Origin of the sequence: Paenibacillus sp. FSL R7-0198, from assembly GCF_038000415.1 — a bacterium.
GTDB lineage: Bacteria > Bacillota > Bacilli > Paenibacillales > Paenibacillaceae > Paenibacillus.
Map to the genome: position 1 here is coordinate 6,177,992 of NZ_JBBOCB010000001.1, position 25,190 is coordinate 6,203,181.

Here is a 25,190-nt window from a genome sequence, read left to right on the forward strand (position 1 = left end):
ACAATACTTAATTTTGGAGGGAATTTATAATGGCAGTTAATGCGAGTGCAGTAAAAGAACTTCGCGAAAGAACGGGCGCTGGTATGCTCGATTGCAAAAAAGCACTGGAAGAAGCAAACGGTGATGTAACGAAAGCAGCTGAATTGTTGCGTGAGAAAGGTCTTTCTGCAGCAGCAAGCAAAGCAGGCCGTGCAGCAACTGAAGGTGTTGTTGAATCTTACATCCACGCTGGTGGACGTATTGGTGTCTTGGTTGAAGTTAACTGTGAAACAGACTTCGTTGGTAAAACGGATCAATTTAAGGATTTTGTTAAAGATGTAGCTATGCAAATCGCTGCAGCTAATCCTAAATTCGTTACACGCGAAGAAGTTCCTGCAGATGAGCTGGAAAAAGAAAAAGAAATCCTGAAAGCTCAAGCTCTTAACGAAGGCAAACCAGAGAAAATCATTGAAAAAATGGTTGAAGGCCGTATCGGTAAATACTACGAAGAGTACTGCCTGATGGAACAAACTTTCGTTAAAGATCCAGACAAAACGATCTCTCAATTGCTGAACGAAAAAATCAGCCAAATTGGTGAAAACATCTCCATCCGTCGTTTCGTTCGTTACGAACTGGGTGAAGGTCTTGAGAAAAAAGTAGACAACTTCGTAGAAGAAGTAATGTCCCAAGTAAACAAATAAGACGGTTCTTATAAACCGGCGAGCAGAATTGATTTTCGAAGATATAAGAATGATGAAACTTCGAAGCGTAAACTCCCTTATATCTCAGGAAAACAGTGCCTTACCGGTTAAACGTTTTTCCTAAAAGAGCGGAACACAACTGTGTTCCTTTCTTTTTAAGCAGGAGGCCATGCGCGAGAAGTTTTGTTGGTTGAACACCAAGCGTGTTCGATTCAAAGTGGAGGGTGAATAATTGGAACAGCCAGTATTTAAACGTGTTGTCTTAAAGGTCAGCGGAGAGTCTCTTTCCGGTCAAAACGGCTACGGTATTGATGCAGATACGATCTCGTCGATTGCCCAACAGGTAAAAGAGGTTGTTGCACTTGGTGTACAGGTTGCTATTGTATGTGGCGGCGGAAACATCTGGCGTGGAATTGCCGGTAGCGAAAACGGCATCGATCGTGCAACTGCCGATTATATGGGTATGCTGGCGACAGTAATGAACTCGCTGGCACTGCAGGATGCTTTAGAGCAGATTGAAGTGCCTACGCGTGTTCAGACATCTATTGCGATGCAACAGATTGCAGAGCCTTATATTCGTCGTAGAGCTATTCGCCATCTGGAGAAAGGCCGGGTCGTTATTTTTGCAGCAGGTACAGGTAACCCGTTCTTTTCCACGGATACAACAGCAGCACTGCGCGCAGCGGAGATTGAAGCAGAAGTTATCTTGATGGCCAAAAATAAAGTTGATGGTGTATACTCAGCAGATCCGTTTAAGGACAGCTCAGCTGTGAAATTTGATCAGTTGACTTACATGGATATTCTTAACAAAGACCTTGGTGTAATGGATTCGACGGCATCCTCGCTTTGTAAGGACAACAACATCCCGTTGATCGTATTTGCCATTACGGAACAAGGTAACATCAAACGTGTTGTTCTGGGCGAACGTATCGGAACAATCGTTAAAGGGAGTGTAGATTAATGCCACAAGCGGTTAAACAACACGCCGAAGAGCGTATGGAAAAAGCAATTCAAGCATTGCGTCGTGACCTGGCTACTTTGCGTGCAGGCCGCGCAACTCCAGCTCTTCTGGACCGAATTCAGGTAGAGTATTATGGAGCAATGACGCCATTGAACCAACTCGCTAATATCAGTACTCCGGATTCCCGTACACTGATGATTCAGCCTTGGGACAAATCTTCCATGGGTGACATCGAGCGTGCCATCATGAAATCGGATCTGGGTCTTACTCCAGCCAATGATGGTAGCATGATCCGTCTGTCTATTCCGGCATTGACGGAAGAACGTAGAGCGGAACTTGTTAAGCTGACAAAGAAGTTCGGTGAAGAAGGTAAAGTAGCGATTCGTAACATTCGCCGTGACGCGAATGATGACATCAAGAAAATGGAGAAGTCAGATATTTCCGAGGATGAATCCCGGAGACATCAGGACGATATCCAAAAATCGACCGACAAGTTTATTGCTGAAGTCGATAAGGTACTCGCTGCCAAAGAAAAAGAAATCATGGAAGTGTAAGACAAGCGCAGCCCCTCCAATACGGTGGGGTTTTGTCTCTTTTTCCAAGCTTCAGGTAAAGAAACTTCAGGGATTTTGGAGGAACAGGAATGATCAAACGGGTTCGGTCGTGGTGGAATGGGGCTGACAAGCAGGAAACGCTGACTATATCCGAGGACAATATCCCGCAGCACGTCGCCATCATCATGGACGGCAATGGACGATGGGCCAAACGTTTGGGACTCCCGCGTATAGCCGGGCACCAAAATGGCATGAAGGCGGTCAAACGTGCGACCATCGCGGCGGATGAACTGGGCATCAAATATCTGACGATGTACGCTTTTTCGACAGAAAACTGGACGCGTCCAAAAGAAGAAGTGGATTTTCTGATGCGACTTCCGCAAGAATTTCTGGCCATAGAGCTGGATGAACTTATAGAAAAAAATGTGCGCATTCGCATGATGGGTCAAGAGGAACATTTACCTTCTCATACCATTAATGCCTTGCGGGAAGCCATTCGTCTTACGGAACATAATACAGGTCTCGTTTTGAACTTTGCAATGAACTATGGAAGTCGTCGTGAAATGACGGACTGTGTTAAACAGATCGCTCTGCAGGTGAAATCGGGGGAACTATCGGCAGAGGACATAACACCTGAACTCATTGATAGACATATGCTGACGGTTGACATGCCCGATCCGGATCTGCTGATCCGGACGAGCGGAGAGTTGAGATTAAGCAACTTTATGCTCTGGCAGCTTGCATATAGTGAATTATGGTTTACGGATATATACTGGCCCGAATTTGGCAAAAAGCATTTGCTTGAAGCAGTAGCCGAATATCAGCGCAGAACAAGGCGTTACGGCGGTTTGAAATAGATGGAGGATGAAGCCGTTGAAACAGCGATTAACGACAGGAATCATAGCAGGTGTGTTGTTTTTAGGTTTTTGCATGCTGGGCGGACCCTGGTACCATGGTTTGGTATTGCTTATGGCTCTCATCGGTTATTATGAATTTGTTAAAATGACCGGGGTGATGCCTTTTTCAGGTGTGGCCCTGATTGGATATGCTGGTGTTTTTGCCATTGTGTTTCCTTGGGAAATGCTGTGGGAGGCAAGACCGCTATCCTTATTTCAGGTCATCTGGATAGTAATGCTTGTACTGATGACAGCTTCGGTTGTCACCAAAAATAAGGTTCCCGTCAATACAGTGGCGATGCTTTTCCTTGGCGTGTTGTATATAGGGATCGGTTTCTATTACATTGCAGAATCCAGACATCTGCTTCATGGGTTGTTCTGGACATTCCTGTTGCTGGGCTCCATATGGGCCAGTGATGCAGGAGCTTATTTTGTAGGGAAACTAATTGGTAAAAACAAACTGTGGCCTTCCATCAGTCCAAACAAAACCGTGGAGGGTGCACTGGGTGGCATCGTGATTGCAATTGTTACTTCTGTTATTTTTGCATTAGTATCAGATGGTTTGCTTTCCTGGCAGAGAGCGATTGTGATCGGAATTGCCTGTGCAGTTGTAGGTCAGATGGGTGACTTGATCCAGTCTGCATACAAACGTGTATATAATATCAAGGATTCAGGCAGTCTTCTCCCAGGGCATGGAGGCATTCTTGATCGGTGCGACAGCTGGATTGTTGTTTTTCCATTCGTACATATACTAATGCTACTGCCCTACTAAAGAAGAACATGAGTCTGAGATAACAGCATTGTTCGCCGTAGGCATTGGATAATTTAAGATGAGGTGCAGCATGAAAAAAATTGCGATTCTTGGGTCAACCGGTTCCATTGGAACCCAGACACTGGATGTAGTTGACATGCATCCAGAACTCTTTCAAGTGGAGGGACTGGCTGCCGGAGGCAATACAGACCTGCTGATCGAACAAACCAAACGTTATCGACCGAAGAAAGTATCGGTGGGGTCCAAAGAATTGGCGGAGAAGGTAGCTCCACATTTGCCTGCAGGAACGCAACTATTTTACGGCACAGAAGGACTCGTAGAAGTTGCGGCAGGAACTGATGCACATACGGTTGTTACAGCGGTGGTGGGGAGTGTTGGATTGGAGTCAACGCTTGCTGCCATAGATGCAGGCAAACAGATCGGGCTGGCGAACAAGGAGACATTGGTTACGGCGGGGCATATTGTTACTACAAGAGCTGCTGCCAAAGGAGTCTCTTTGCTGCCCATCGATAGTGAGCACTCTGCGATATACCAATGCTTGAATGGTGAAAACAGAGAACGCTTGGCAGGCATTACGCTCACCGCTTCAGGTGGATCATTCCGTGATCTTACCCGTGAACAGTTGAAGAGCGTGACTATAGAGGATGCGCTTAAACATCCGAATTGGTCAATGGGGTCCAAAATTACGATAGACTCGGCAACGATGGTTAACAAGGGTCTCGAGGTCATTGAAGCACATTGGTTATTTGGTCTTCGATATGATCAGATTAATGTATTGCTTCACCCAGAGAGTGTTATTCATTCATATGTGGAATTTGATGACACTAGCATCATCGCACAACTGGGGAATCCGGATATGCGAGTTCCAATTCAATATGCACTGACTTATCCTGACCGCTTGCCATCACCAGCACAGCGTCTGTCTCTTGCTCAAGCTGGGAAATTACATTTCCGTGAGATGGATATGGAACGGTTCCCGTGTTTAAGAATGGCGTATGAGTGTGGTAAAATGGGAGGAACCGCAACGACGGCGTTTAATGCAGCCAACGAGGTTGCTGTAGCCCGTTTCTTGCGTAAAGAGATTTCATTCCTTAAAATAGAAGATATTATTGCTTCTGTGCTGGAAGCACACCACAATGTGGACGAGCCTGATCTGCAGGAGATCGCGCGTTGTGATCAGGAGAGCCGTAAGCTTGCGGCCAGTCTGTAATCTCTTTTTTTCATAACAAATTGGAAGAAGTGATTCTCTTGTGCGGCATCAGAGAATAATGATAATCTAGAGGGACAGACTGCGGTATGTGCCGTGAAGGAGGATGGATAGGGATTGGAAACCATACAAGTGGTATTTCTAACGGTGCTCATGTTCTTTGTCATCGTGACGGTTCATGAATGGGGGCATTATTATTTTGCCAAACGCGCCGGTATTCTTGTACGGGAGTTTGCGATCGGTTTTGGTCCCAAATTGTTCTCATATAAAAGAAACGAGACCCAGTTTACATTGCGTTTGTTGCCTTTTGGTGGATATGCACGGATGGCAGGGGAAGATCCGGAACTGGTAGAGATCCAGGAAGGACAGACCATCGCGGTAAGATCAGCGGATGACCAGGTGAAGATGATCTATCTGGATCAGTTGGATAACCGTAAAAATGTAATACGTGGTGAAGTCATCTCCATTGATATGGAGAACGCCCTGAAGCTTCAACTGGATGTAGATGGTGAGATTCAGGAGTATCGTATTCATCCTCAAGCAATGTTGGTAAGTCGTGGCAAACAAACGCAGATTGCACCGAAAGATCGTCAATTCGGCAGCAAAACCGTTGGACAGCGTGCATTGGCTATTTTTGCGGGCCCACTCATGAACTTTATCTTGGCCTTTGTGCTGTTTGCTGTATATGCGCAGATGGCAGGAGTTCCGGTAGAAAACCCAAAAAATCTTGAAATTGGTGAAGTGCTTGAAGGTGGGGCAGCCGATCAGGCGAACCTGCAAAAAGGCGATATTATTGAGACGATCAATGGTACTGTTATTGGTACAGATTCACAAAAGATGGTATCGATGATTGCCGATTCCAAAGACAAGCCGATGGAATGGACGCTGCGCCGGGGTTCGGATACGTTTAATATAACGATTACTCCACGTGCTGTAGAAGGACAAGAGGGCGGTAAAGTGGGAATTGTACCTACGTTACCAACCCGATCTGTTGGATTTGTAGAGACATTTAAAGTCTCGGGCGTGGCCATGGTTGATACAACCAAAGTGATATTTGAAGGTTTTAAACATCTGATCAATCAATTCAACATGGATGATATTGGTGGTCCAGTTCGTACATTTGAAGTGACAGGGCAAATTGCTAAACAAGGGATTGAGCAGTTAACGAGATGGGCAGCGATTTTGAGTCTATACCTTGGGATTTTCAACCTGCTACCAATACCTGCACTGGACGGCAGTCGTCTGGTATTTTTGGGAATTGAAGCGCTGCGCGGCAGACCTGTTGATCCCAATCGCGAAGGCATGGTGCATTTCATCGGATTTGCAATGTTGTTTGTGTTGATGCTGGCAGTAACTTACAATGATATATTACGTTTAATTAACGGATAATTACGGTTGGACTACGCTCTGGACATTCAGAGATAGTCGTTATGGGAGGACGCTGGAGTCTTATGTCAAAGGAAAATGATAAACAGTTCGTGACTGAAATCACACCACAGGGTGAGGATTTCTCACGCTGGTACATTGATGTTATCAAAAAAGCTGATCTCATGGACTATGCACCCGTACGCGGTTGTATTGTGTTCAAACCAGATGGCTTTGAAATCTGGGAACATATTAAGGATGAGTTGGATCGTCGTTTCCGGGAAACGGGTCATCGCAATGCGTACTTCCCGATGTTCATTCCTGAGAGCTTCTTTCAAAAGGAAAAAGAGCACGTGGAAGGTTTTAACCCTGAATTACCATGGGTTACGGAAGCTGGCGGAGAGAAGCTGGAAGAACGTCTGGCAATCCGTCCTACATCCGAAACGATTATTGGTCACATGTATTCCAAGTGGATTCAGTCTTATCGGGATCTTCCCGTACTGATTAACCAGTGGGCTAACGTAGTTCGTTGGGAAAAAAGAACGTTGCCTTTCCTTCGCACAAGTGAGTTCTTGTGGCAGGAAGGTCATACTGCGCATGAGACGGAAGAAGAAGCACGTGAAGAAACGATGAAAATGCTTGAGATTTATCGTGAAGTAGTTGAGGAATATTTGGCTATTCCTGTAATTGTGGGTCAGAAAACCAAATCCGAGAAGTTTGCGGGTGCGGTGGATACGTACTCGATCGAAGCCATGATGAAGGATGGACGTGCAGTACAAGCAGGTACATCTCACTACATGGGGACGAACTTTGCAAAAGCATTTGAAATCCAGTATCTTAGCCGGAATAATGTGCTGGAGCTGGCTTACACTACTTCATGGGGAGTAAGCACACGTTTGATCGGTGCATTAATTATGGTTCACGGAGATGACCGTGGTCTCGTACTTCCTCCTAAAGTCGCACCAACACAAGTGGTCATGATTCCAATTGGACCTCCTAAAACGCGTGATGCTGTGGTTGGGCGTGCAGATGAGTTGTTCACTGAGCTGAAAAAAGCTGGAGTCCGTGTGAAAATGGATGATCGCAGCGATGTTCGCCCAGGTTGGAAATTCAATGAATACGAGATGCGCGGTGTTCCGATTCGTCTGGAGATTGGCCCACGTGATATGGAAAATGGCGTTTGTGTACTCGTATCACGGATCACAGGTGAGAAGAAAGTGGTAGAGCAAGCGAACCTGGTAGAAGAAATCCAGGCTATGCTGACACAGATTCAGGTAGATATGTTAGAGCGTGCTCGCACATTTATGTCGGATAACTTCTACTCCGTGGATACACTCGATGAGATGAAAGAACTGATGGAAAATAAACGCGGGTTTACACTGGCTGGATGGTGCGGTTCAGAAGCTTGCGAAGATAAAGTAAGAGAAGTTACAGGTGCAACAAGCCGGAACATTCCGTTCCAGCCTGCGGAAGAAAAGCATACGTGCCTGGCTTGTGGTGAACAGGCAGAACACACGGTTGTGTTTGCAAGAGCATACTAAGTCAGGATCACTTGACTATATACATTGAACTAAACATTTACATGAGAACGTAGAGAACAGAAATAACCTGAAGAAGCGGAGCTAAAAGCTTTCTGAAAGAAAGCTACATCGGAAGCATACGCTGCGCCTTTATCCCCGGATTTTCCCCTTTCTAAAAGGGAATCAAAAAATCTGGGGATAACAGTGATCGGAAGGTTGTTCTGTTATCGGAGTGGTAAGTGTAAATATCTTTTTGTTCAATGTATATAATGGCACGTACGGACTGTAAGAGTAATGAATGGAGAGCTTCTGTCGGATAAAATGAGTCGGTGCGAGTTCGGATCGGTGACATTTTTGAATGCAGGGGCTTTTCATGCTTTAAGGGGGTACAAGGAGGAACACGATGAGCGGATTCGAGGAGAAGAGAAAACGGTTTGAGTTGTTGATGAAACAGGCAGAGCTTCCGGCTGGTCTGTTAGAGCCCTATTTTTTGGATGGATGGATTGAACAAGTAGAGACCAATCGAAGTAATCGGGAATGGAATATTCTGATTGCGAAGGATACGTTGGTACCTGCTCCAATCTATCGCACATTTTGCCTGCATATTCAAGAGAAGATGAATCATATCGCCAAAATTTCATTTGGCTTCAAATACACGGACAAGGTACAAAATGGTGATATCGTCAGTGAATATTGGAATCTGTTTCTGGAGTGGGTTACCCGTGAGATTCCGTCTGTAAATGGCTGGATGAACCGGACAACCTTTGAATGTGAAGAGGATCTCCTACAACTGACAATGAGTGATGCAACGTCGATGGAATTGGCTCGTAAGAAACAGATTGATCAAGCTATTACAAAATTCTATGAAAAATACTTTCATCTACCTCTTCGCATCAAGATGCAAGTGGGCGAAGTGGGAAGTAATAAAGAGGCTATGGAACAGTTCCAGGCCCAAAAACGTGTAGAAGAACTTGAGGTCATCGAGAAGATGATGAGTGAAGTGGACACGGAAATCCCGGTGGATGAGGAGCAGGGTGATCTGCGTTTGCAGATGGGTTACGACATCAAGGAGCCAGCAGTACCCATGCAGGAAATCCAGGATGAAGAGAAGAAAGTCACGCTTCAAGGTACGGTATTTGGTCTGGATCGTAAGGAACTGCGAAACGGAAATACGTTGTTTACCTTCTACCTGACCGACTTCACGGACTCCATGCAAATGAAGATGTTTGCCAAAACAAAAGAGGATGTTAAAATTCTCAGTTTGTTGGCTAACGGTAAATGGGTAAAAGTACGTGGTCGTGTAGAATATGACCGGTTTATGCAAATTCCTGAACTCGCGATGATTCCATCGGATCTGATTGAAGTCAAAGCACCGCCATCTCGTAAAGATAATGCACCAGAGAAGCGGGTGGAGTTCCATTTGCACTCTACGATGAGTACGATGGATGCTGTAACTTCAATTGACAAATACGTGAAAATGGCAGCGGAGTGGGGACATAAGGCGATTGCTGTCAGTGATCATGGTGGGGTGCAGGTATATCCCGAGGCTTCAAAGGCTGCTAAGAAAAACGGGATTAAAATGATCTACGGCCTTGAGGCGAATGTTGTGAATGACTCTGTTGCCGTTGTAATGGCTCCTCAGCCATTGGATCTGCAAACAGCAACATACATTGTATTTGATATCGAGACCACAGGTCTGTCGGTAACACAGAACAAAATCATTGAGATTGCAGCCGTGAAGATGCAAGATGGTAAAGAAATCGACCGGTTTGCAACGTTTGTGAATCCGCATGAACGCATTCCCTACAACATTCAGCAGTTGACCAATATTAATGATGACATGGTAAAAGACGCACCTGAGCTGGAGCCTGTTATCCGTGATTTTGTGCAGTTTGCTGGTGATGGTGTGCTTGTTGCGCATAATGCACGTTTTGACATGGGCTTTATCCAGGCTTCCCTGAAGCAAATTGGAATGCCAGAGCTTCCTAATCCAGTCCTTGATACGTTGGAACTGGCGAGATTGTTATTTCCAAAAAATAAGAACCACCGTCTTAATACGATGGCGGATAAATATAAGGTTGGACTCGAAAGTCATCACCGTGCCATTGATGATACGGTTGCACTCGCGGGTATCCTGATCGGATTATTAAATGATGCTGCCCAGATGAAAGGTTTGACGAGGCTTGATCGCTTGAATGATTATGTGGGTGTCGACTTGTCGAATACAAGACCTTTCCACTGTGGAATCTATGCACTGAATGATGTGGGTAAGAAAAATCTATATAAGCTGGTCTCTCTCTCTCATACGGAACATTTCAAGCGGGTACCGTGCATTCCCAAATCGAAACTGATTAATTTGCGTGAAGGCCTTGTTGTTATATCAGGCTGTGAAAAAGGTGAATTTTTCGAAGCGGTGCTTAACAAATCGCTCGAAGAAGCGGAAGAGATCGCTGAGTTCTATGACATACTGGAGATCCAACCACTTACAATGTATATGCATTTGGTGGATAAAGGGTTGGTGGCTACACCCGAAGAAATCAAAACAGCAATCCGTAAAGTCATCGATATAGGTGCAAAACTTAATAAACCGGTCATAGCCACAGGTAACGTGCACTATTTGGAACCGCGTGACAAGTTATATCGGGATATCACCATTCACGGTATTACAGGATTTAGTCCACTGAAAGATCAACGTAAACCGGATGCACATTTTAGAACGACAGAGGAAATGCTGGAAGAGTTCCAGTTCCTGGGCCAAGATAAAGCTTACGAAGTCGTTGTTACAAATACGGTGGAGTTATCTGACCGCTTTGAGGAAATTAAGTTATTCCCGGACAAACTGTTTACTCCGATTCTGGAAGGTGCAGACGAAGAAATCCGTAATACCTGTTATAACACTGCCAAGTCCATCTATGGCGAGGAATTACCAGAAGTAATCGTGGCACGACTAGAGAAAGAGCTCATTCCAATTATTAAATACGGTTTTTCTGCCAACTATCTGATCTCGGAACGCTTGGTTAAAAAATCGAATCAGGATGGTTATCTCGTAGGTTCACGGGGATCGGTAGGCTCCTCTGTTGTTGCTACATTCCTGGGTATATCCGAGGTTAATCCACTACCTGCTCATTATATTTGTGTGAATTCGGAATGCAAACACAGCGAGTGGTTCCTGGACGGCAGTGTTCGGAGTGGATTTGACCTTCCAGAGAAAGAGTGTCCGGATTGTGGTGGCACACTTAAAGGAGAAGGCCAGGATATTCCGTTTGAGACCTTCCTTGGATTCAAAGGAGATAAAGTTCCCGATATTGACTTGAACTTCTCTGGTGATTATCAGCCTCATGCTCATAACTATACGAAAGTACTATTTAGTGAGAAGAGTGTTTTCCGTGCGGGGACCATTGGTACGGTGGCTGAGAAAACAGCATTTGGTTTTGCCAAGAAATATGAGGAAGAACATCACAAGAAATGGCGCGGAGCTGAATTGAATCGTTTGGCTTCGGGATGTACAGGGGTAAAACGGAGCACTGGACAGCACCCTGGCGGTATTGTCGTTGTACCTGATTATATTGAGGTCGAAGACGTTACACCTGTTCAGTTCCCAGCTGATGACGTTAATGCGGAGTGGAAAACAACACACTTTGATTATCATGCTTTTGAAGAAAACTTGCTGAAACTTGATATTCTGGGGCACGATGATCCGACTATGATGCGGATGTTACAGGATTTGACAGGAGTCGATCCAACGACCATTCCGATGAATGATCCCAAAGTCATGAGCATGTTTAACTCAACCGAAGCTCTGGGTGTTACACCAGAACAGATTAGGTCGCCAGTCGCGACGTTTGGTGTGCCAGAGATGGGCACGAAGTTTGTACGTCAGATGCTTGTTGAATCCCAGCCGACGTCTTTTGCCGATTTACTGCAAATTTCCGGATTGTCCCATGGTACTGGGGTATGGCTCGGTAACGCTCAGGATCTGATTAAGAACGGAACGTGTAACATTAAGACAGTAATTGGTTGTCGGGATGATATCATGTTGTTCCTGATCTATAAAACGGGAATGGACGCAAGTCTTGCCTTTAAGATTACCGAGAGTGTTCGTAAGGGACGGGGTCTGCCACAGGAATGGATTGACGAGATGAAGAATTGTAAAGTGCCTCAATGGTACATTGATTCGTGTCTGAAAATCCAGTACATGTTCCCGAAGGCTCACGCGGCCGCTTATGTTATTTCAGCAGTACGTACGGCGTTCTTCAAGCTTTATCATCCGATTGAATATTACGCAACTTACTTTACCGTTCGGGCGGATGAGATTGATATCGAACTGATGTGTCAGGGATATGACGCGATCTATCGCAAAATTACGGAAATTGAGCAATTAGGTTTCCAGGCACCTCCGAAAGAGAAAAACATGTTACCTGTTCTGGAAATGGGTCTGGAAATGGCAGCGCGCGGATTCTCGCTGAAATCCATTGACTTATACCGTTCGGAAGCGACAAAGTTTATCGTTGACGGAAAATCACTAATCCCTCCATTTTCGGCGTTGGCAGGAATCGGGGATAATGCTGCTCGCAATATTGCTGCAGCAAGAGATCATGGTGAGTTTCTATCGGTTGAGGACTTCCAGCAGAAGTCGAAAGCAAGTAAGACCATTGTTGAACTCCTGTCGAATATGGGATGTTTCCGTGGCTTGCCAGAGAGCAATCAGCTTTCCCTTTTCTAGGATTGAATTTGGATCTAAAAAGAGCGATTGTTGGAGAAACGTAATTTTTCCTTCATTAGTAAGTAAACTGCCTGAACCATCGCTTACTTGTCACTATTACCAGACTATGTTATAATTTTTGAAGTGAACGAGATAGTACGAATTTCTAAAGAGTGGGGAAACCCACTCTTTAGTCTTTGGTATACAAGAATCTTGGGTATTGAATAATCTGCCAGTGCTTTTTTGCTGGTGTAACCTAAGTTGGAGGTTATTGGTTTTGAGCACAACGAACATTAAATCTACCGTGGAAGAAATGATCCAACCCTACTTGAACGAACAAGGCTTCGAGCTGGTTGACATCGAATACGTCAAAGAAGGCAGCAACTGGTTTTTACGGGTGTATGTCGACAAAGAGGGTGGCATCGACATCGACGATTGCGTCTTGATCAGCGAAAAGCTGAGCGCCAAGCTGGATGAGAACGATCCGATTCCAACCATCTATTTCCTTGAAGTGTCTTCTCCCGGTGCGGAGCGTCCACTGAAAAAACCTGAGGACGTTACCAAATCTGTAGGCAAAAATGTTTTTGTTACAACCTACGAACCGGTGAACGGATTGAAGGAATTTGAAGGCAAGCTGCTTTCCTTTGATGACGGGGAACTCGTGATCGAAGCAGGCAAAAAACAGCATGCCATTTCTTATGATAAGGTTGCCAGTGCGCGCCTAGCTATTTTGTTTTAAGTGCCTTGTTCACTTTATTAATGAAAAAGACACATCTCACGATAACGGCAAGGTGCTCATGAGTTCAGAGCCTTTCGCCGTTTTACGTATGAGATGCCATGTTTGAAAGGGGGATCAACATTCATGAGTATGGATTTTATTGAAGCAATGAATGAATTGGAACGGGAAAAAGGGATCAGCAAGGATGTGCTGTTTGAAGCGATCGAGGCTGCACTAATTTCCAGCTACAAGCGGAATTTCAACACGGCCCAGAATGTGCGTGTTGACATGAACCGTAATACGGGAGTTATTCGGGTGTATGCCCGTAAATTGATCGTGGAAGAAGTCCTGGATTCACGTACCGAAATTTCATTGCCTGCTGCACGAGAAATCAACCCACACTTCCAGCTGGAAGATATTGCGGAGATTGAAGTTACGCCGCGTGATTTCGGACGTATCGCGGCACAAACTGCCAAACAGGTAGTGACCCAGCGGATTCGTGAAGCCGAACGCGGCCTGATCTACAACGCTTTCGTAGATAAGGAAGAAGATATCGTTACGGGAGTGGTGCAGCGTCAGGATTTGCGCAATATCTACATCGATCTGGGCAAAATCGAAGCGGCTTTACCGCTGACCGAATTGATGCCGAACGAGAAGTTTGTTCATGGTGACCGTATTAAGGCGTATATCACCAAGGTCGAGAATACGACGAAAGGGCCGCAAATCATTTTGTCCCGTACCCATCCGGGCCTCTTGAAACGTCTCTTTGAACTGGAAGTGCCTGAGATCTTTGACGGTGTAGTTGAAATTCGCTCCGTCGCTCGCGAAGCAGGGTTCCGCTCCAAGATTGCCGTTCATTCCCGCAACGAAGAAGTTGATCCAGTTGGATCATGTGTAGGTCCTAAGGGAATGCGCGTGCAGACCATTGTGGGTGAGCTGCGCGGTGAAAAAATCGACATCGTTCGTTTCTCCGATCAGGTAGACGAATATGTTGCTAATGCACTGAGTCCTTCCAAAGTATTGGAAGTTCATGTATTTGAGGAAGAAAAGATGGCTCGGGTTATCGTTCCGGACTATCAACTTTCGCTCGCAATTGGTATCAAAGGCCAAAATGCCAGATTGGCAGCCAAATTAACCGGCTGGAAAATCGACATTAAGAGCGAGAGCCAGGCGGAACAGGAATTCGGCAGAGAAAAAGATTCTTCTTCTGAAATGCATCAGGATTCCGTCTCCGTCGACTAAAGTAAAGTACGGGGGGCGCTGACGTATGAAACCAAAAAAAGTGCCGCTGCGCAAATGTGTGGCATGCCAGGAAATGATGCCCAAAAAGCAGCTGATTCGCATTGTTAAAACGCCAGAGGATGAAGTGCTGATCGATTTGACTGGCAAAAAATCCGGACGTGGTGCCTATTTATGCGGCAAAGAGTCTTGTTTTAAGCTTGCACTCAAAAACCGGGCTTTGGATCGGGCGTTAAAAGGCAAAGTCTCACCTGAAATTTACGAGCAATTAGCAGCTGACTTCATCGCGGTTGAGGATGAATTCAAAGCAGCACAGGAGCGTGAACATGACTAATATTAAAACGCTGTCTTATCTGGGACTCTCTATGCGTGCAGGTAAACTTGTAACAGGTGAAGAAATTGTACTTAAAGCGATCCGTTCTTCCGAAGCTAAAATGGTTATTGTTGCGGGTGACGCCTCAGCCAATACACAAAAGAAATTTCGCGATAAATGCGGAACTTATAAGGTTCCTCTGTTGATCGGATTTGACCGGGATAGTCTGGGTTCAAGTATCGGTAAAGACACGCGTGTTGTTCTTGCAGTAACGGATCGAGGGTTTGCAAAAATGATCTCCAAGCAAGTCGGTATAATGTCGGAGGTGGAGTATATTGAGTAAACAGGAAAACAAGGATAAATTGCGAGTTTATGAATATGCGAAGTCCCTTAATATGAGTAGTAAAGAAATTATAACCATTCTTAAAAAGCTGGAAATTCCCGTAAACAATCATATGAGTGTCATGGAGAATGGTTCAGTCGGTAAGGTGGAACAATTTTTTAAAGATATAAAATCCACTGCTGCTTCGAAACAAGGCAACGATGCAAAACCAGTTGCTACTTCGGCAGTGCGCAGTGACAAACCAGTGGACAGCAACAAGCCGGCCGGCGGAGTGAACACGCCGAAGAGCAGTAACCCATCCGGTAGTCCCGTACAAACAAAAATACAACAGGAAAAGCAGGTAGGTATGAACAATAGACCAAATTCCAACAATAACAATGGCACCCAAAGACCCAGCGGCCAAGACAGCCGCAACAGAACGAACTCTTCCCAAGGCACAAGCCAAGGAGGACAATCAACTAACCGTCCAAGACCAGCTCAAGGTGGACAAAGCAGTACTGCATCCCGTCCGCAAGGAACGGGTCAACGTCCGAATAACAGCGGTGGCGGTCAAGTAAGAACTTCAGGCCCTAACAGCGGTGGTAATACAGGTACTGCTGGCAACCGTAGCGGTGGCCAAGGTCAGAGCCAAGGACAAGGCCAACGCAGAAGCGGCCCAGGTGGTACTACTGGCAGCAACAACAATAGTGGTAATCGTTCGAACAGCGGTGGCGGTGGACGTCGTTATGATGACAACCGTGGCGGCAACTTCCGTGGTAACCGTGGTGGCAAGAACAACCGCAACAGAAATCAACAACAGTACCAACAACGTGAGAAAATTGATAACACACCTAAGAAAATCATCGTTCGTGGTGATATGACCGTTGGTGAAACAGCGAAGTTGCTCCATAAGGATGCTTCCGAAGTTATCAAAAAGCTCATCGCTATGGGCGTTATGGCAACAATCAACCAAGAGCTTGATATCGAAACGATCCTTCTGCTTTCAGGTGAATTCGGTGTTGAGGTTGAAGTGAAGATTGTGCTTGAAGATGACCGTTTCGAAACACTTGAAGAGAATGATGATGCTGCTGACTTGCAAGCTCGTCCTCCAGTAGTTACAATCATGGGTCACGTTGACCATGGTAAAACAACTTTGCTGGATGCCATTCGTTCCACGAATGTAACAGGCGGCGAAGCAGGCGGAATCACGCAACATATTGGTGCATACCAAGTCGAAATCAACAACAAAAAAATTACGTTCCTGGATACTCCGGGTCATGAAGCGTTTACAGCAATGCGGGCACGTGGAGCACAGGTTACGGATATTACAATTATTGTCGTAGCTGCCGATGACGGTGTTATGCCACAAACAGTTGAGGCAATTAACCATGCCAAAGCTGCGGGGCTTCCAATTATCGTGGCTGTCAATAAAATTGACAAACCGGGCGCTGATCCGGATAAAGTAAAACAAGAATTGACTAACTATGAACTCGTTCCGGAAGAGTGGGGCGGAGATACCATCTTTGTTAACGTATCAGCGAAACAAAGAATGGGTCTGGAAGGTCTGCTTGAAATGATTCTGCTCGTTGCAGAAGTGAACGAATACAAAGCGAACCCGGACAAACGTGCCCGTGGTACAGTGATCGAAGCCGAGCTCGATAAAGGACGTGGCCCAGTTGCACGTATCCTCGTACAGCACGGTACATTGAAAGTCGGCGATGCTTTCGTAGCAGGTAACTGCTTCGGTCGTGTCCGTGCGATGGTCAATGACAAAGGTCGTCGTCTGAAAGAGGCTGGACCATCAACACCTGTAGAAATCACAGGTTTGACTGAAGTTCCAGGTGCGGGAGATCCATTCATGGTGTTTGAAGATGAGCGCAAAGCGCGTTCCATCGCTGACAAACGTGCGATTACGCAACGTGAATCCGATCTGGGTACACATACTCGCGTAACGTTGGATGATCTGTTCCAGCACATCAAAGATGGCGAGATCAAAGATCTGAACGTAATCATCAAAGGTGACGTACAAGGTTCGGTTGAAGCATTGAAAGGTTCCCTTGCGAAGATCGAAGTTGAAGGTGTACGCGTGAAAATCATTCATAGCGGCGCTGGTGCAATCACTGAGTCCGACATCATTTTGGCAGCAGCATCCAATGCCATCGTGATTGGTTTCAACGTACGTCCTGATAACCAGGCGAAAGCAACTGCAGATCAAGAGCAAGTAGACATTCGTCTGCATCGCGTAATCTACAGTGTTATCGAAGAAATTGAACAAGCGATGAAAGGTATGCTTGATCCGATCTACAAAGAAAAAGTTATCGGTCATGCTGAAGTTCGGAGCACGTTCTCCATCAGTAAAGTGGGTACCATCGCTGGTTGTATGGTTACCTCGGGTAAAATTACGCGTTCTGCGGAAGCACGCCTGATTCGTGATGGCATTGTCCTTTACGAAGGTAAGCTGGATTCCCTGAAACGTTATAAAGATGATGCCAAAGAAGTAGCACAAGGTTACGAGTGCGGTATCACACTTGATAAATATAATGATCTCAAAGAAGGCGACGTTATCGAAGCTTTCATTATGGAGACAGTACAACGATAAGCAAGGAAGCATGAGGTGAACAACGATGGCTAAGATTCGTACAGGTAGAGTGGGCGAGCAGATCAAGAAAGAAATCAGTCTGCTCATCCAGTCTGAACTGAAAGATCCACGTATCGGCTTTATTACGGTAACGGGAGTCGAAGTGACAGGAGACTTGTCGCAAGCCAAAGTTTATCTGAGTGTCTTCGGTGAACAGGAACAAAAAGATAACACGCTCAAAGCTCTGGCAAAAGCAAATGGATTTTTGCGTTCCGAGCTGGGTAAACGTATCCGGTTCCGGCATGTTCCCGAGTTGATATTCAAGATTGACGAATCCATCGCTTATGGCAGCCGAATTGAGAAGCTGCTTGGCGATATTGGTTCCGACAAGAACGAATCCCAGTAACAGAATAGAGGAGACGGCAATGCACACTTATGAACAGGCGCTCCAGGCCGGAAAGCAATTTCTGCTGGAGCATGATGATTACCTGGTCGTGTCGCATGTACAGCCGGACGGTGACGCAGTCAGCTCGACGGTAACGGTGGGCTGGCTGCTGTCATGTCTGGGTAAGACATTCACGATGATTAATGAAGGCGAAATCCCCGGGCGCATGCAATTTTTGTGGGAAGCAGGCAACATTGTGAACATGACCGAACAACCACCGCAGCGAAAATACAAAGCTGTTATCTGTGTGGATTGTGCAGACTTTGCCAGAGTAGGTTTGACACGTCATTATTTCGAAGATGATGCTGTTATTTTGAATATTGATCATCACCCTACAAATGACGCTTATGGTACAGTCAACATCATTAAGTCAGATGCTGCTGCAACGGCTGAAATTTTGTTCGATTTTCTTAACCTGTTCCAAATAACATGGGATAAAGATGTTGCGACGGCAGTTTATACAGGATTGCTTACGGATACAGGTGGGTTCCGCTATGCCAACACCAGTCCAAATGTAATGACAACTGCCTCCAGACTGCTTGAACATGGCGTGGATGGACCCTATCTCGCCCAGACCTTGTTAGAGCAGGTGACTCTTCCACAAGTTCGGATTTTGCATCAGGCACTATCAAGCCTGCAGATGACAGAAGATGGAAAGATAGCCTGGGTTGTTATTACACCAGATGATATGGTGGCTTGTGGAGCAGCTAATGAAGATCTTGAAGGGGTAGTGAACTATCCGCGCAACATTCAGGGCGTGGAAGTTGGTATCTTTTTCAAAGTCATCAACGAGAATGCAGTCAAGGTTTCTTTGCGTTCAGCTGGTAAGATTGATGTTGCTGCACTAGCACAGACCTTTGGCGGAGGCGGGCATGTGCTCGCAGCCGGATGTCGTCTGGAAGGCAAACTTGATGATATTGTCGCAAAAGTACTGAAGCAGGTGAATTCACAATGGTAAAGCCATTTGAAGGTGTACTTCCGGTATATAAACCGGCGGGATTTACTTCTCATGATGTTGTAGCCAAAATGCGTCGCATTCTCAAAATGAAGCGCATTGGGCATACGGGCACACTGGACCCACAAGTTACAGGCGTTCTGCCGCTCTGTCTTGGACGGGCGACACGTGTGGTGGAGTACATGCAGGAGCTTCCGAAGGAATATCTGGCTACGCTCAGATTGGGACTGTCTACTGACACAGAGGATATGACAGGGGAAGTTATTGAGCGGGCTGAAACGACTGTGGAAGTAACACAGGAACAGGTTCAACAGGTGCTTGAGCAATTTTTGGGCACGATCTCACAGGTACCACCTATGTATTCTGCGGTAAAAGTAGACGGCAAACGTCTTTATGAGCTTGCTCGTGAAGGTAAGACGGTAGAGCGTAAAAGCCGTGAGGTCACAATCTATGAGCTCGAACTTACAGGGATTGAGACTCAGGGTGAGACCACCGATATCTCCTTCCGGGCCTTATGTTCAAAAGGTACCTATATTCGGACATTGTGTGTAGACATTGGCCGGCAACTCGGATATCCATCGACCATGGTTCAACTGGAGCGTACGATATCGGCAGGTATCTCTGCAGATCGTTGTCTTCGTATTGAAGAAGTGGAACAACTTATGGCTGACGGGACTTTGGCGGAGGTGCTGATTCCTGTTGACGAGGCTATTGCTTCAATTCCGGCCCACAAGGTTGGAGAAGAACAGGCCAAAGGAGCACTTCAAGGTCAGAAACTGTCTGCACGTCTTCTGGAACCGCCTGTAGAGCAACCTGGTTTATTGCGGTTGTATGCTCAGGATGGTACGTTTCTGGGGATATTTGAACGGGATGAACTAAAACCAACGGTGAGGGCAGTTAAAGTCTTTTTGCCGGAATAAAGAGGTCTAGGGCTTGGAGTTGTGGTGATGCTCAAGCTTGGCCTATCTAGTGAAATGCAGGTGAATGATTGTGAAAACCGTAATGCTAACCTATCCGCAGACGTTACATTCGACTGAGCTGAGCACACTGCCCCAAGTGCTTGCGATTGGTCAATTCGACGGACTGCATCTCGGACATGCAAGTGTCATTTTATCAGCTGTCCGCATTGCGCGGGAAACGGGCATGCAGGCAGCGGTCATGACCTTTCATCCACATCCGAAGGAAGTTATGCGCAAAGGGGATTACGAGGGTTATTTAACTCCCTTGAGAGATAAAGAAGACATCTTGGCAGGAATGGGCGTTGATGTACTCTACGTGGTGGAGTTCAATGAAGATTTCTCACGGTTGACGCCACAACAATTCGTACACGACTTGTTGATTCCTCTTCAGACACGAACAGCGGTGGTGGGTTTTGACTTCCGTTTTGGTCATAAGGGTGCAGGGGATGAACAACTTCTTCGTACTTTGGGAGAAGGAGAGATGACGGTGGAGACCGTTCCTCCATTCCTTTTAAATGGTGAAAAAGTGAGCAGTTCTCTCATTCGTGGCCTGTTGAAGCGTGGGGAGATGGATGAGGCCAGTCAGTGGCTTGGCCGACCTTACAGCATCAGAGGAACCGTCATTCACGGGGAGAAGCGTGGACGAACGATTGGATTTCCTACAGCCAACCTTGAACTCACGGATCATTACGTTACCCCGTCGAAGGGGGTTTACGCTGTTCGTGTGCAGTATGGCGAACAGGAACTGCATGGCGTAATGAATCTCGGTGTGAAACCTACGTTTCACGAAAGCGGGATGAAACCTACGTTTGAAGTGCATCTGCTTGATTTTGATGGACACTTGTATGACCAGGAACTAAAGGTTGAGCTCGTTCACTATATTCGTGCAGAACGAAAGTTTGACTCCATTGATGCATTGATTAGCCAGATTCGTGAAGATGCATTAACTGCCGGCCGCCTGTTATCTTAAAGGTTCAGGATTAAATGCATGTTTACATTTACTTTAACTAGGCAATTATGATATACTGTACTACGTTGTCGATTGAGACAACATTAACCTTGGCTTGGTTGCTTGCTCTCACCGGCGGTGACGAGGCTAATGGCGATTATATTGAAGGAGGTGAACAGGATGGCATTGACTCAAGAACGTAAACAACAACTGATCGACGAGCACAAAACTCACGAGTCCGATACAGGATCTCCAGAGGTGCAAGTTGCTATCCTTACGGAAAACATCAGAAGTTTGACAGACCACTTGCGTACGCATAAGAAAGACCACCACTCACGTCGTGGACTTTTGAAAATGGTAGGTCAACGTCGTAAGCTTTTGGCTTACGTGAAAAACAAAGATGTTAAACGTTACAGCGCACTGATCGAAAAACTCGGATTGCGTCGTTAATTATCGTACATGTTTTCAAAACCAACCTGGCTGTTATCCGTCATTCTTTTGTCTAAAAGGACAAGCGGAACTTACAGCCGGGTTGTTTTGTAGATGAACATGTTGCCATATATTTGTAGATGGGGCTCCGTGAGGAGCTTTTGTTGTGCAGATTAGCATGTTGCAAGATCTTACATAGCTAATGAATGCAGGACAAGCAGGAAATACTGTGAATATGCAGAATCCATTGAGTTAGGACGAATAAAAGGAGGAATTTCATGGAACAGCGTGTTGAAATGCAGCTTGGCGGAAGAAAGCTTACGTTTGAAACCGGGCGTTTGGCCAAGCAGGCTAATGCTGCCGTTAAGGTAACATACGGGGATACCGTGGTATTGTGTACCGTGACAGCATCAAGTGAGCCGAAAGATCTGGACTTTTTCCCATTAACGGTGAACTATGAAGAAAGATTGTACGCCGTAGGTAAAATTCCGGGTGGATTTATTAAACGTGAAGGCAGACCGAGTGAGAAAGCTATTCTTTCAAGCCGTCTGACAGACCGTCCAATTCGTCCATTGTTCCCGGAAGGTTTCCGGAATGATGTACAAGTTCTGAATATCGTTATGAGTGTGGACCAGGATTGCGAACCGCAAATCGCTGCAATGATTGGTACATCAGCAGCATTGAGCATTTCGGATGTTCCATTCAGCGGACCGATTGGTGGCGTGAAAGTTGGACGTATTGATGGCGAGTTCATCATTAACCCAACGATTGCACAGCTTGAAGTCAGTGAACTTGAGCTGGTGGTAGCAGGAACCAAAGATGCCATCATGATGGTTGAGGCTGAAGCTAATGAATTACCGGAAGAAGTAATGCTTGAAGCAATCATGTTTGGACATGACGAGATCAAGAACATTGTTGCGGTAATCGAACAACTCGTGCAAGTTGCTGGTAAAGAAAAAATGGCTGTTAAGTTGCATGCCGTTAATGCTGAAGTCAACAGCAGTGTGCGTGATTTCGCAAGTGCTCGTCTGGTTGAAGCCGTTAAAATTGCCGAGAAGCATGCTCGTCAAGATGCAATCGATCTAGTGAATGACGAAACGGTTGCTCACTTCGAAGAGAAATATATTGAAAGTCCTGAATTGCTTAAAGACGTGAAGGAAGTCCTGCACGATATCGTTAAAGAAGAAGTGCGCCGTCTGATCACGCATGATAAAGTTCGTCCGGATGGACGTGGACTTGCTGAGATTCGTCCAATTGAATGTGATACTTCCCTGCTGCCACGTACGCACGGTTCAGGTTTGTTCACACGTGGACAAACACAAGCACTTAGCATCTGTACCCTTGGTGCACTGGGCGACGTTCAGATTTTGGACGGAATCAGTCTTGAAGAAACGAAACGTTTCATGCATCACTATAATTTCCCACCATTCAGCGTAGGTGAAGCTCGTCCATTACGTGCTCCAGGCCGTCGCGAAATCGGACATGGTGCTCTGGGTGAGCGTGCGCTTTCCAAAGTCATCCCTTCCGAAACAGACTTCCCATACACGATTCGTCTCGTATCTGAAGTTCTGGAATCCAACGGTTCAACTTCCCAGGCAAGTATCTGTGCCAGCACACTAGCTATGATGGATGCAGGTGTACCAATCAAAGCTCCAGTTGCGGGTGTAGCTATGGGTCTGATCAAAGATGGAGATCATGTATCCATTCTGAGTGATATTCAAGGTATGGAAGATCACCTCGGTGATATGGACTTCAAAGTAGCCGGAACACCTGAAGGTGTAACTGCGATTCAAATGGACATCAAAATTGATGGTATTGATCGTCAAATTTTGTCTGAAGCATTGGCTCAAGCCAAAGAAGGTCGTTTGCATATCTTGAGCAAAATGACTGAAGTGATGAATACGCCACGTGAGCAGTTATCACAATATGCACCTAAAATTACAACGATGCATATCAATCCGGACAAAATCCGTGATGTCATCGGTGCAGGTGGTAAAATTATCAATAAAATCATCGAAGAAACCGGTGTTAAAATTGATATTGAACAGGATGGACGTGTCTTTATCGCTTCTTCCAACCAGGAGATGAATGATAAAGCCAAAGCGATCATCGAAGGTATTGTGCGCGAAGTATTGGTCGGCGAGATTTATGTCGGCAAAGTAAAACGCGTAGAGAAATTCGGTGCATTCGTTGAAGTACTTCCGAACAAAGAAGGTCTGGTGCACATCTCGCAACTGTCAACTGAACGTGTTGCCAAAGTGGAAGATGTTGTAGCTATCGGTGATTCCATTACGGTAAAAGTAACGGAAATTGACCCACAAGGTCGAATCAACTTGTCCCGTAAAGCAGTTTTGACTGCTGAAGCTCCGGCTCAATCCTAGGATACCGAAGCGACAAGTTATAAATGGATAGATTGAATGAAGAGACAGAATGTGAATTTCTGGCTCTTTTTTTAACGTTTAAATACGTAAAGCAAGGATGAAACCATGGTTTAGCATTCATATTTTTGCCCTTGTCCTCATATGATGGGGACAAAGACGGCGGGAGGATGGAGCTGTGGGAAACCAATCCAAAAAGCTGGCGGCTGTTCTGGCGGGTGTGACTGCGGTCATATTGATCGGACAAGTTGGCAGTGTACGTACATACATTACGGAGATCCGTGATGGGCCAGGTACGCAAAATGCTTTTGACATGTTTAAGGAGGCAACTGGAGAAGATGCGCTGTTGTCCGCGATTCGGGATAAAGCGGCTGAAACGAAAATTGCTCCGGTGAATGCCAGAGTGGATCGGGTATGGAAAGCGATTCCTGGTTATAATGGCATGGAGATTGATGTGGAAGCGACATACCGTAAGGCGCTGAGTGGAACGTTAAATACCAAAATAGCGTATGTCTACCGTCAGATTGAGCCGGAGATTCAGCTTAAAGATTTGGGAGCACATCCGATCTATCGGGGGAATGCGAACAAACCGATGGTTTCTTTTATGATTAATGTCGCCTGGGGGAACGAATATATTAAACCGATGCTGGATACGCTGGATGCCGAGAAAGTGAAGGCTACTTTTTTTCTGGATGGAAGTTGGTTAAGCAAAAACGTTGAACTGGCCAAAGAAATTCAGAAGCGTGGGCATGAGATGTCCAATCATGCATATTCTCACCCTAATATGAGTCGATTGAGCGCAGAACGGGCTAAGCTGGAAATTAGCAAAACCCAGGATCTGCTCCATAAAACACTGGGTGTAGAGAATCGTTGGTTTGCTCCGCCTTCCGGTGACTTTAATCAGAAGACCGTTGACATTGCTTCATCCATGGGACTGCAAACCGTGTTATGGACAGTAGATACTGTGGATTGGCGTAAGCCAAGCCCGGATGCCGTTGTTGCCAAAATTGCTAAAAATACCGAGGCAGGCACGTTAATTCTAATGCACCCTACTGCTTCTTCTTCGGGAGCTTTAAAGGGTATGATTCAATCCATTCGGGCCAAAGGTCTCGTGCTCGGAACGGTAAGTGAGACGCTGTCTTCGGAACGTGTAAATACCTCTGCGGTTGAGTGAACGTTGTTTTTTTGTTAATATCAAACAGTTGGAACCAAATGTCGATTTCAATTTCAAGGTTGAGATCAAGGCAA

22 protein-coding genes are annotated in these 25,190 nt (G+C 45.8%); all 22 read left to right on the plus strand.

Annotation, left to right across the window (positions count from 1 at the left end):
• The first annotated feature begins 29 nt into the window (after positions 1-29).
• The 22 genes from tsf to MKY87_RS27255 all read left to right on the plus strand — a co-directional run bounded on the left by tsf (position 30) and on the right by MKY87_RS27255 (position 25,116).
• A complete protein-coding gene (gene tsf, locus MKY87_RS27150) occupies positions 30-680 on the plus strand; it encodes a translation elongation factor Ts (RefSeq protein ID WP_124114084.1) in 651 nt (216 codons plus the stop codon).
• Positions 681-912: 232 nt separating this feature from the next.
• Positions 913-1,641, plus strand: coding sequence for a UMP kinase (gene pyrH, locus MKY87_RS27155; protein WP_338593831.1), 729 nt, complete (start codon positions 913-915; stop codon positions 1,639-1,641).
• Positions 1,641-2,195, plus strand: coding sequence for a ribosome recycling factor (frr, locus tag MKY87_RS27160; RefSeq protein ID WP_017689152.1), 555 nt, complete (start codon positions 1,641-1,643; stop codon positions 2,193-2,195). Before pyrH ends, frr begins: the two co-directional genes overlap by 1 nt.
• An 89-nt stretch (positions 2,196-2,284) precedes the next feature.
• Positions 2,285-3,052: an isoprenyl transferase gene (locus MKY87_RS27165; protein WP_017689151.1), complete on the plus strand. Its 768-nt coding sequence runs from the start codon at positions 2,285-2,287 to the stop codon at positions 3,050-3,052.
• 16 nt (positions 3,053-3,068) lie between these two features.
• Positions 3,069-3,863 carry a phosphatidate cytidylyltransferase gene (locus tag MKY87_RS27170; protein ID WP_338593833.1) on the plus strand — a complete coding sequence of 265 codons (795 nt, stop codon included), beginning with the start codon at positions 3,069-3,071 and terminating at the stop codon, positions 3,861-3,863.
• 70 nt (positions 3,864-3,933) lie between these two features.
• Positions 3,934-5,073 carry a 1-deoxy-D-xylulose-5-phosphate reductoisomerase gene (locus MKY87_RS27175; RefSeq protein WP_124114085.1) on the plus strand — a complete coding sequence of 380 codons (1,140 nt, stop codon included), beginning with the start codon at positions 3,934-3,936 and terminating at the stop codon, positions 5,071-5,073.
• 114 nt (positions 5,074-5,187) lie between these two features.
• Positions 5,188-6,459, plus strand: coding sequence for an RIP metalloprotease RseP (gene rseP, locus MKY87_RS27180; RefSeq protein WP_091031857.1), 1,272 nt, complete (start codon positions 5,188-5,190; stop codon positions 6,457-6,459).
• A gap of 62 nt (positions 6,460-6,521) precedes the next feature.
• On the plus strand, positions 6,522-7,976 hold the full coding sequence (gene proS, locus MKY87_RS27185; RefSeq protein ID WP_091031854.1) for a proline--tRNA ligase: 1,455 nt from the start codon (positions 6,522-6,524) through the stop codon (positions 7,974-7,976).
• A 382-nt stretch (positions 7,977-8,358) separates the two neighbouring features.
• A complete protein-coding gene (locus MKY87_RS27190; RefSeq protein WP_339784541.1) occupies positions 8,359-12,678 on the plus strand; it encodes a PolC-type DNA polymerase III in 4,320 nt (1,439 codons plus the stop codon).
• A 256-nt stretch (positions 12,679-12,934) separates the two neighbouring features.
• The gene (rimP, locus tag MKY87_RS27195; protein ID WP_091017262.1) at positions 12,935-13,396 is read left to right on the plus strand and encodes a ribosome maturation factor RimP; all 462 of its coding nucleotides are present in this window, start codon (positions 12,935-12,937) and stop codon (positions 13,394-13,396) included.
• Positions 13,397-13,519: 123 nt separating this feature from the next.
• Complete coding sequence (gene nusA / locus MKY87_RS27200; RefSeq protein ID WP_062833827.1) at positions 13,520-14,617, plus strand: transcription termination factor NusA; 1,098 nt, start codon at positions 13,520-13,522, stop codon at positions 14,615-14,617.
• 25 nt (positions 14,618-14,642) lie between these two features.
• Positions 14,643-14,948 carry an RNase P modulator RnpM gene (gene rnpM, locus MKY87_RS27205; RefSeq protein WP_017689143.1) on the plus strand — a complete coding sequence of 102 codons (306 nt, stop codon included), beginning with the start codon at positions 14,643-14,645 and terminating at the stop codon, positions 14,946-14,948.
• Complete coding sequence (locus MKY87_RS27210; RefSeq protein WP_017689142.1) at positions 14,941-15,270, plus strand: L7Ae/L30e/S12e/Gadd45 family ribosomal protein; 330 nt, start codon at positions 14,941-14,943, stop codon at positions 15,268-15,270. The genes rnpM and MKY87_RS27210 overlap by 8 nt, the downstream gene beginning before the upstream one ends.
• On the plus strand, positions 15,263-17,848 hold the full coding sequence (gene infB / locus MKY87_RS27215) for a translation initiation factor IF-2 (protein ID WP_340966925.1): 2,586 nt from the start codon (positions 15,263-15,265) through the stop codon (positions 17,846-17,848). The genes MKY87_RS27210 and infB overlap by 8 nt, the downstream gene beginning before the upstream one ends.
• A 25-nt stretch (positions 17,849-17,873) precedes the next feature.
• Entirely contained in the window at positions 17,874-18,233 is a 360-nt protein-coding gene (gene rbfA / locus MKY87_RS27220; protein ID WP_017689140.1) for a 30S ribosome-binding factor RbfA, read from the plus strand.
• Between the two features lie 19 nt (positions 18,234-18,252).
• Entirely contained in the window at positions 18,253-19,230 is a 978-nt protein-coding gene (locus MKY87_RS27225) for a DHH family phosphoesterase (RefSeq protein ID WP_340966926.1), read from the plus strand.
• Positions 19,224-20,147, plus strand: a complete 924-nt coding sequence (truB, locus tag MKY87_RS27230) for a tRNA pseudouridine(55) synthase TruB (protein WP_340966927.1) — start codon at positions 19,224-19,226, stop codon at positions 20,145-20,147. Before MKY87_RS27225 ends, truB begins: the two co-directional genes overlap by 7 nt.
• Before the next feature lie 70 nt (positions 20,148-20,217).
• The gene (locus MKY87_RS27235) at positions 20,218-21,156 is read left to right on the plus strand and encodes a bifunctional riboflavin kinase/FAD synthetase (RefSeq protein ID WP_062835982.1); all 939 of its coding nucleotides are present in this window, start codon (positions 20,218-20,220) and stop codon (positions 21,154-21,156) included.
• Between the two features lie 47 nt (positions 21,157-21,203).
• Entirely contained in the window at positions 21,204-21,338 is a 135-nt protein-coding gene (locus tag MKY87_RS27240) for a hypothetical protein (protein WP_256719971.1), read from the plus strand.
• The gene (gene rpsO / locus MKY87_RS27245; protein WP_056700672.1) at positions 21,316-21,585 is read left to right on the plus strand and encodes a 30S ribosomal protein S15; all 270 of its coding nucleotides are present in this window, start codon (positions 21,316-21,318) and stop codon (positions 21,583-21,585) included. Before MKY87_RS27240 ends, rpsO begins: the two co-directional genes overlap by 23 nt.
• A 257-nt stretch (positions 21,586-21,842) precedes the next feature.
• On the plus strand, positions 21,843-23,945 hold the full coding sequence (gene pnp, locus MKY87_RS27250; protein WP_091031843.1) for a polyribonucleotide nucleotidyltransferase: 2,103 nt from the start codon (positions 21,843-21,845) through the stop codon (positions 23,943-23,945).
• A 175-nt stretch (positions 23,946-24,120) separates the two neighbouring features.
• Entirely contained in the window at positions 24,121-25,116 is a 996-nt protein-coding gene (locus MKY87_RS27255) for a polysaccharide deacetylase family protein (protein WP_338593841.1), read from the plus strand.
• The last annotated feature ends 74 nt before the right edge of the window (positions 25,117-25,190 follow it).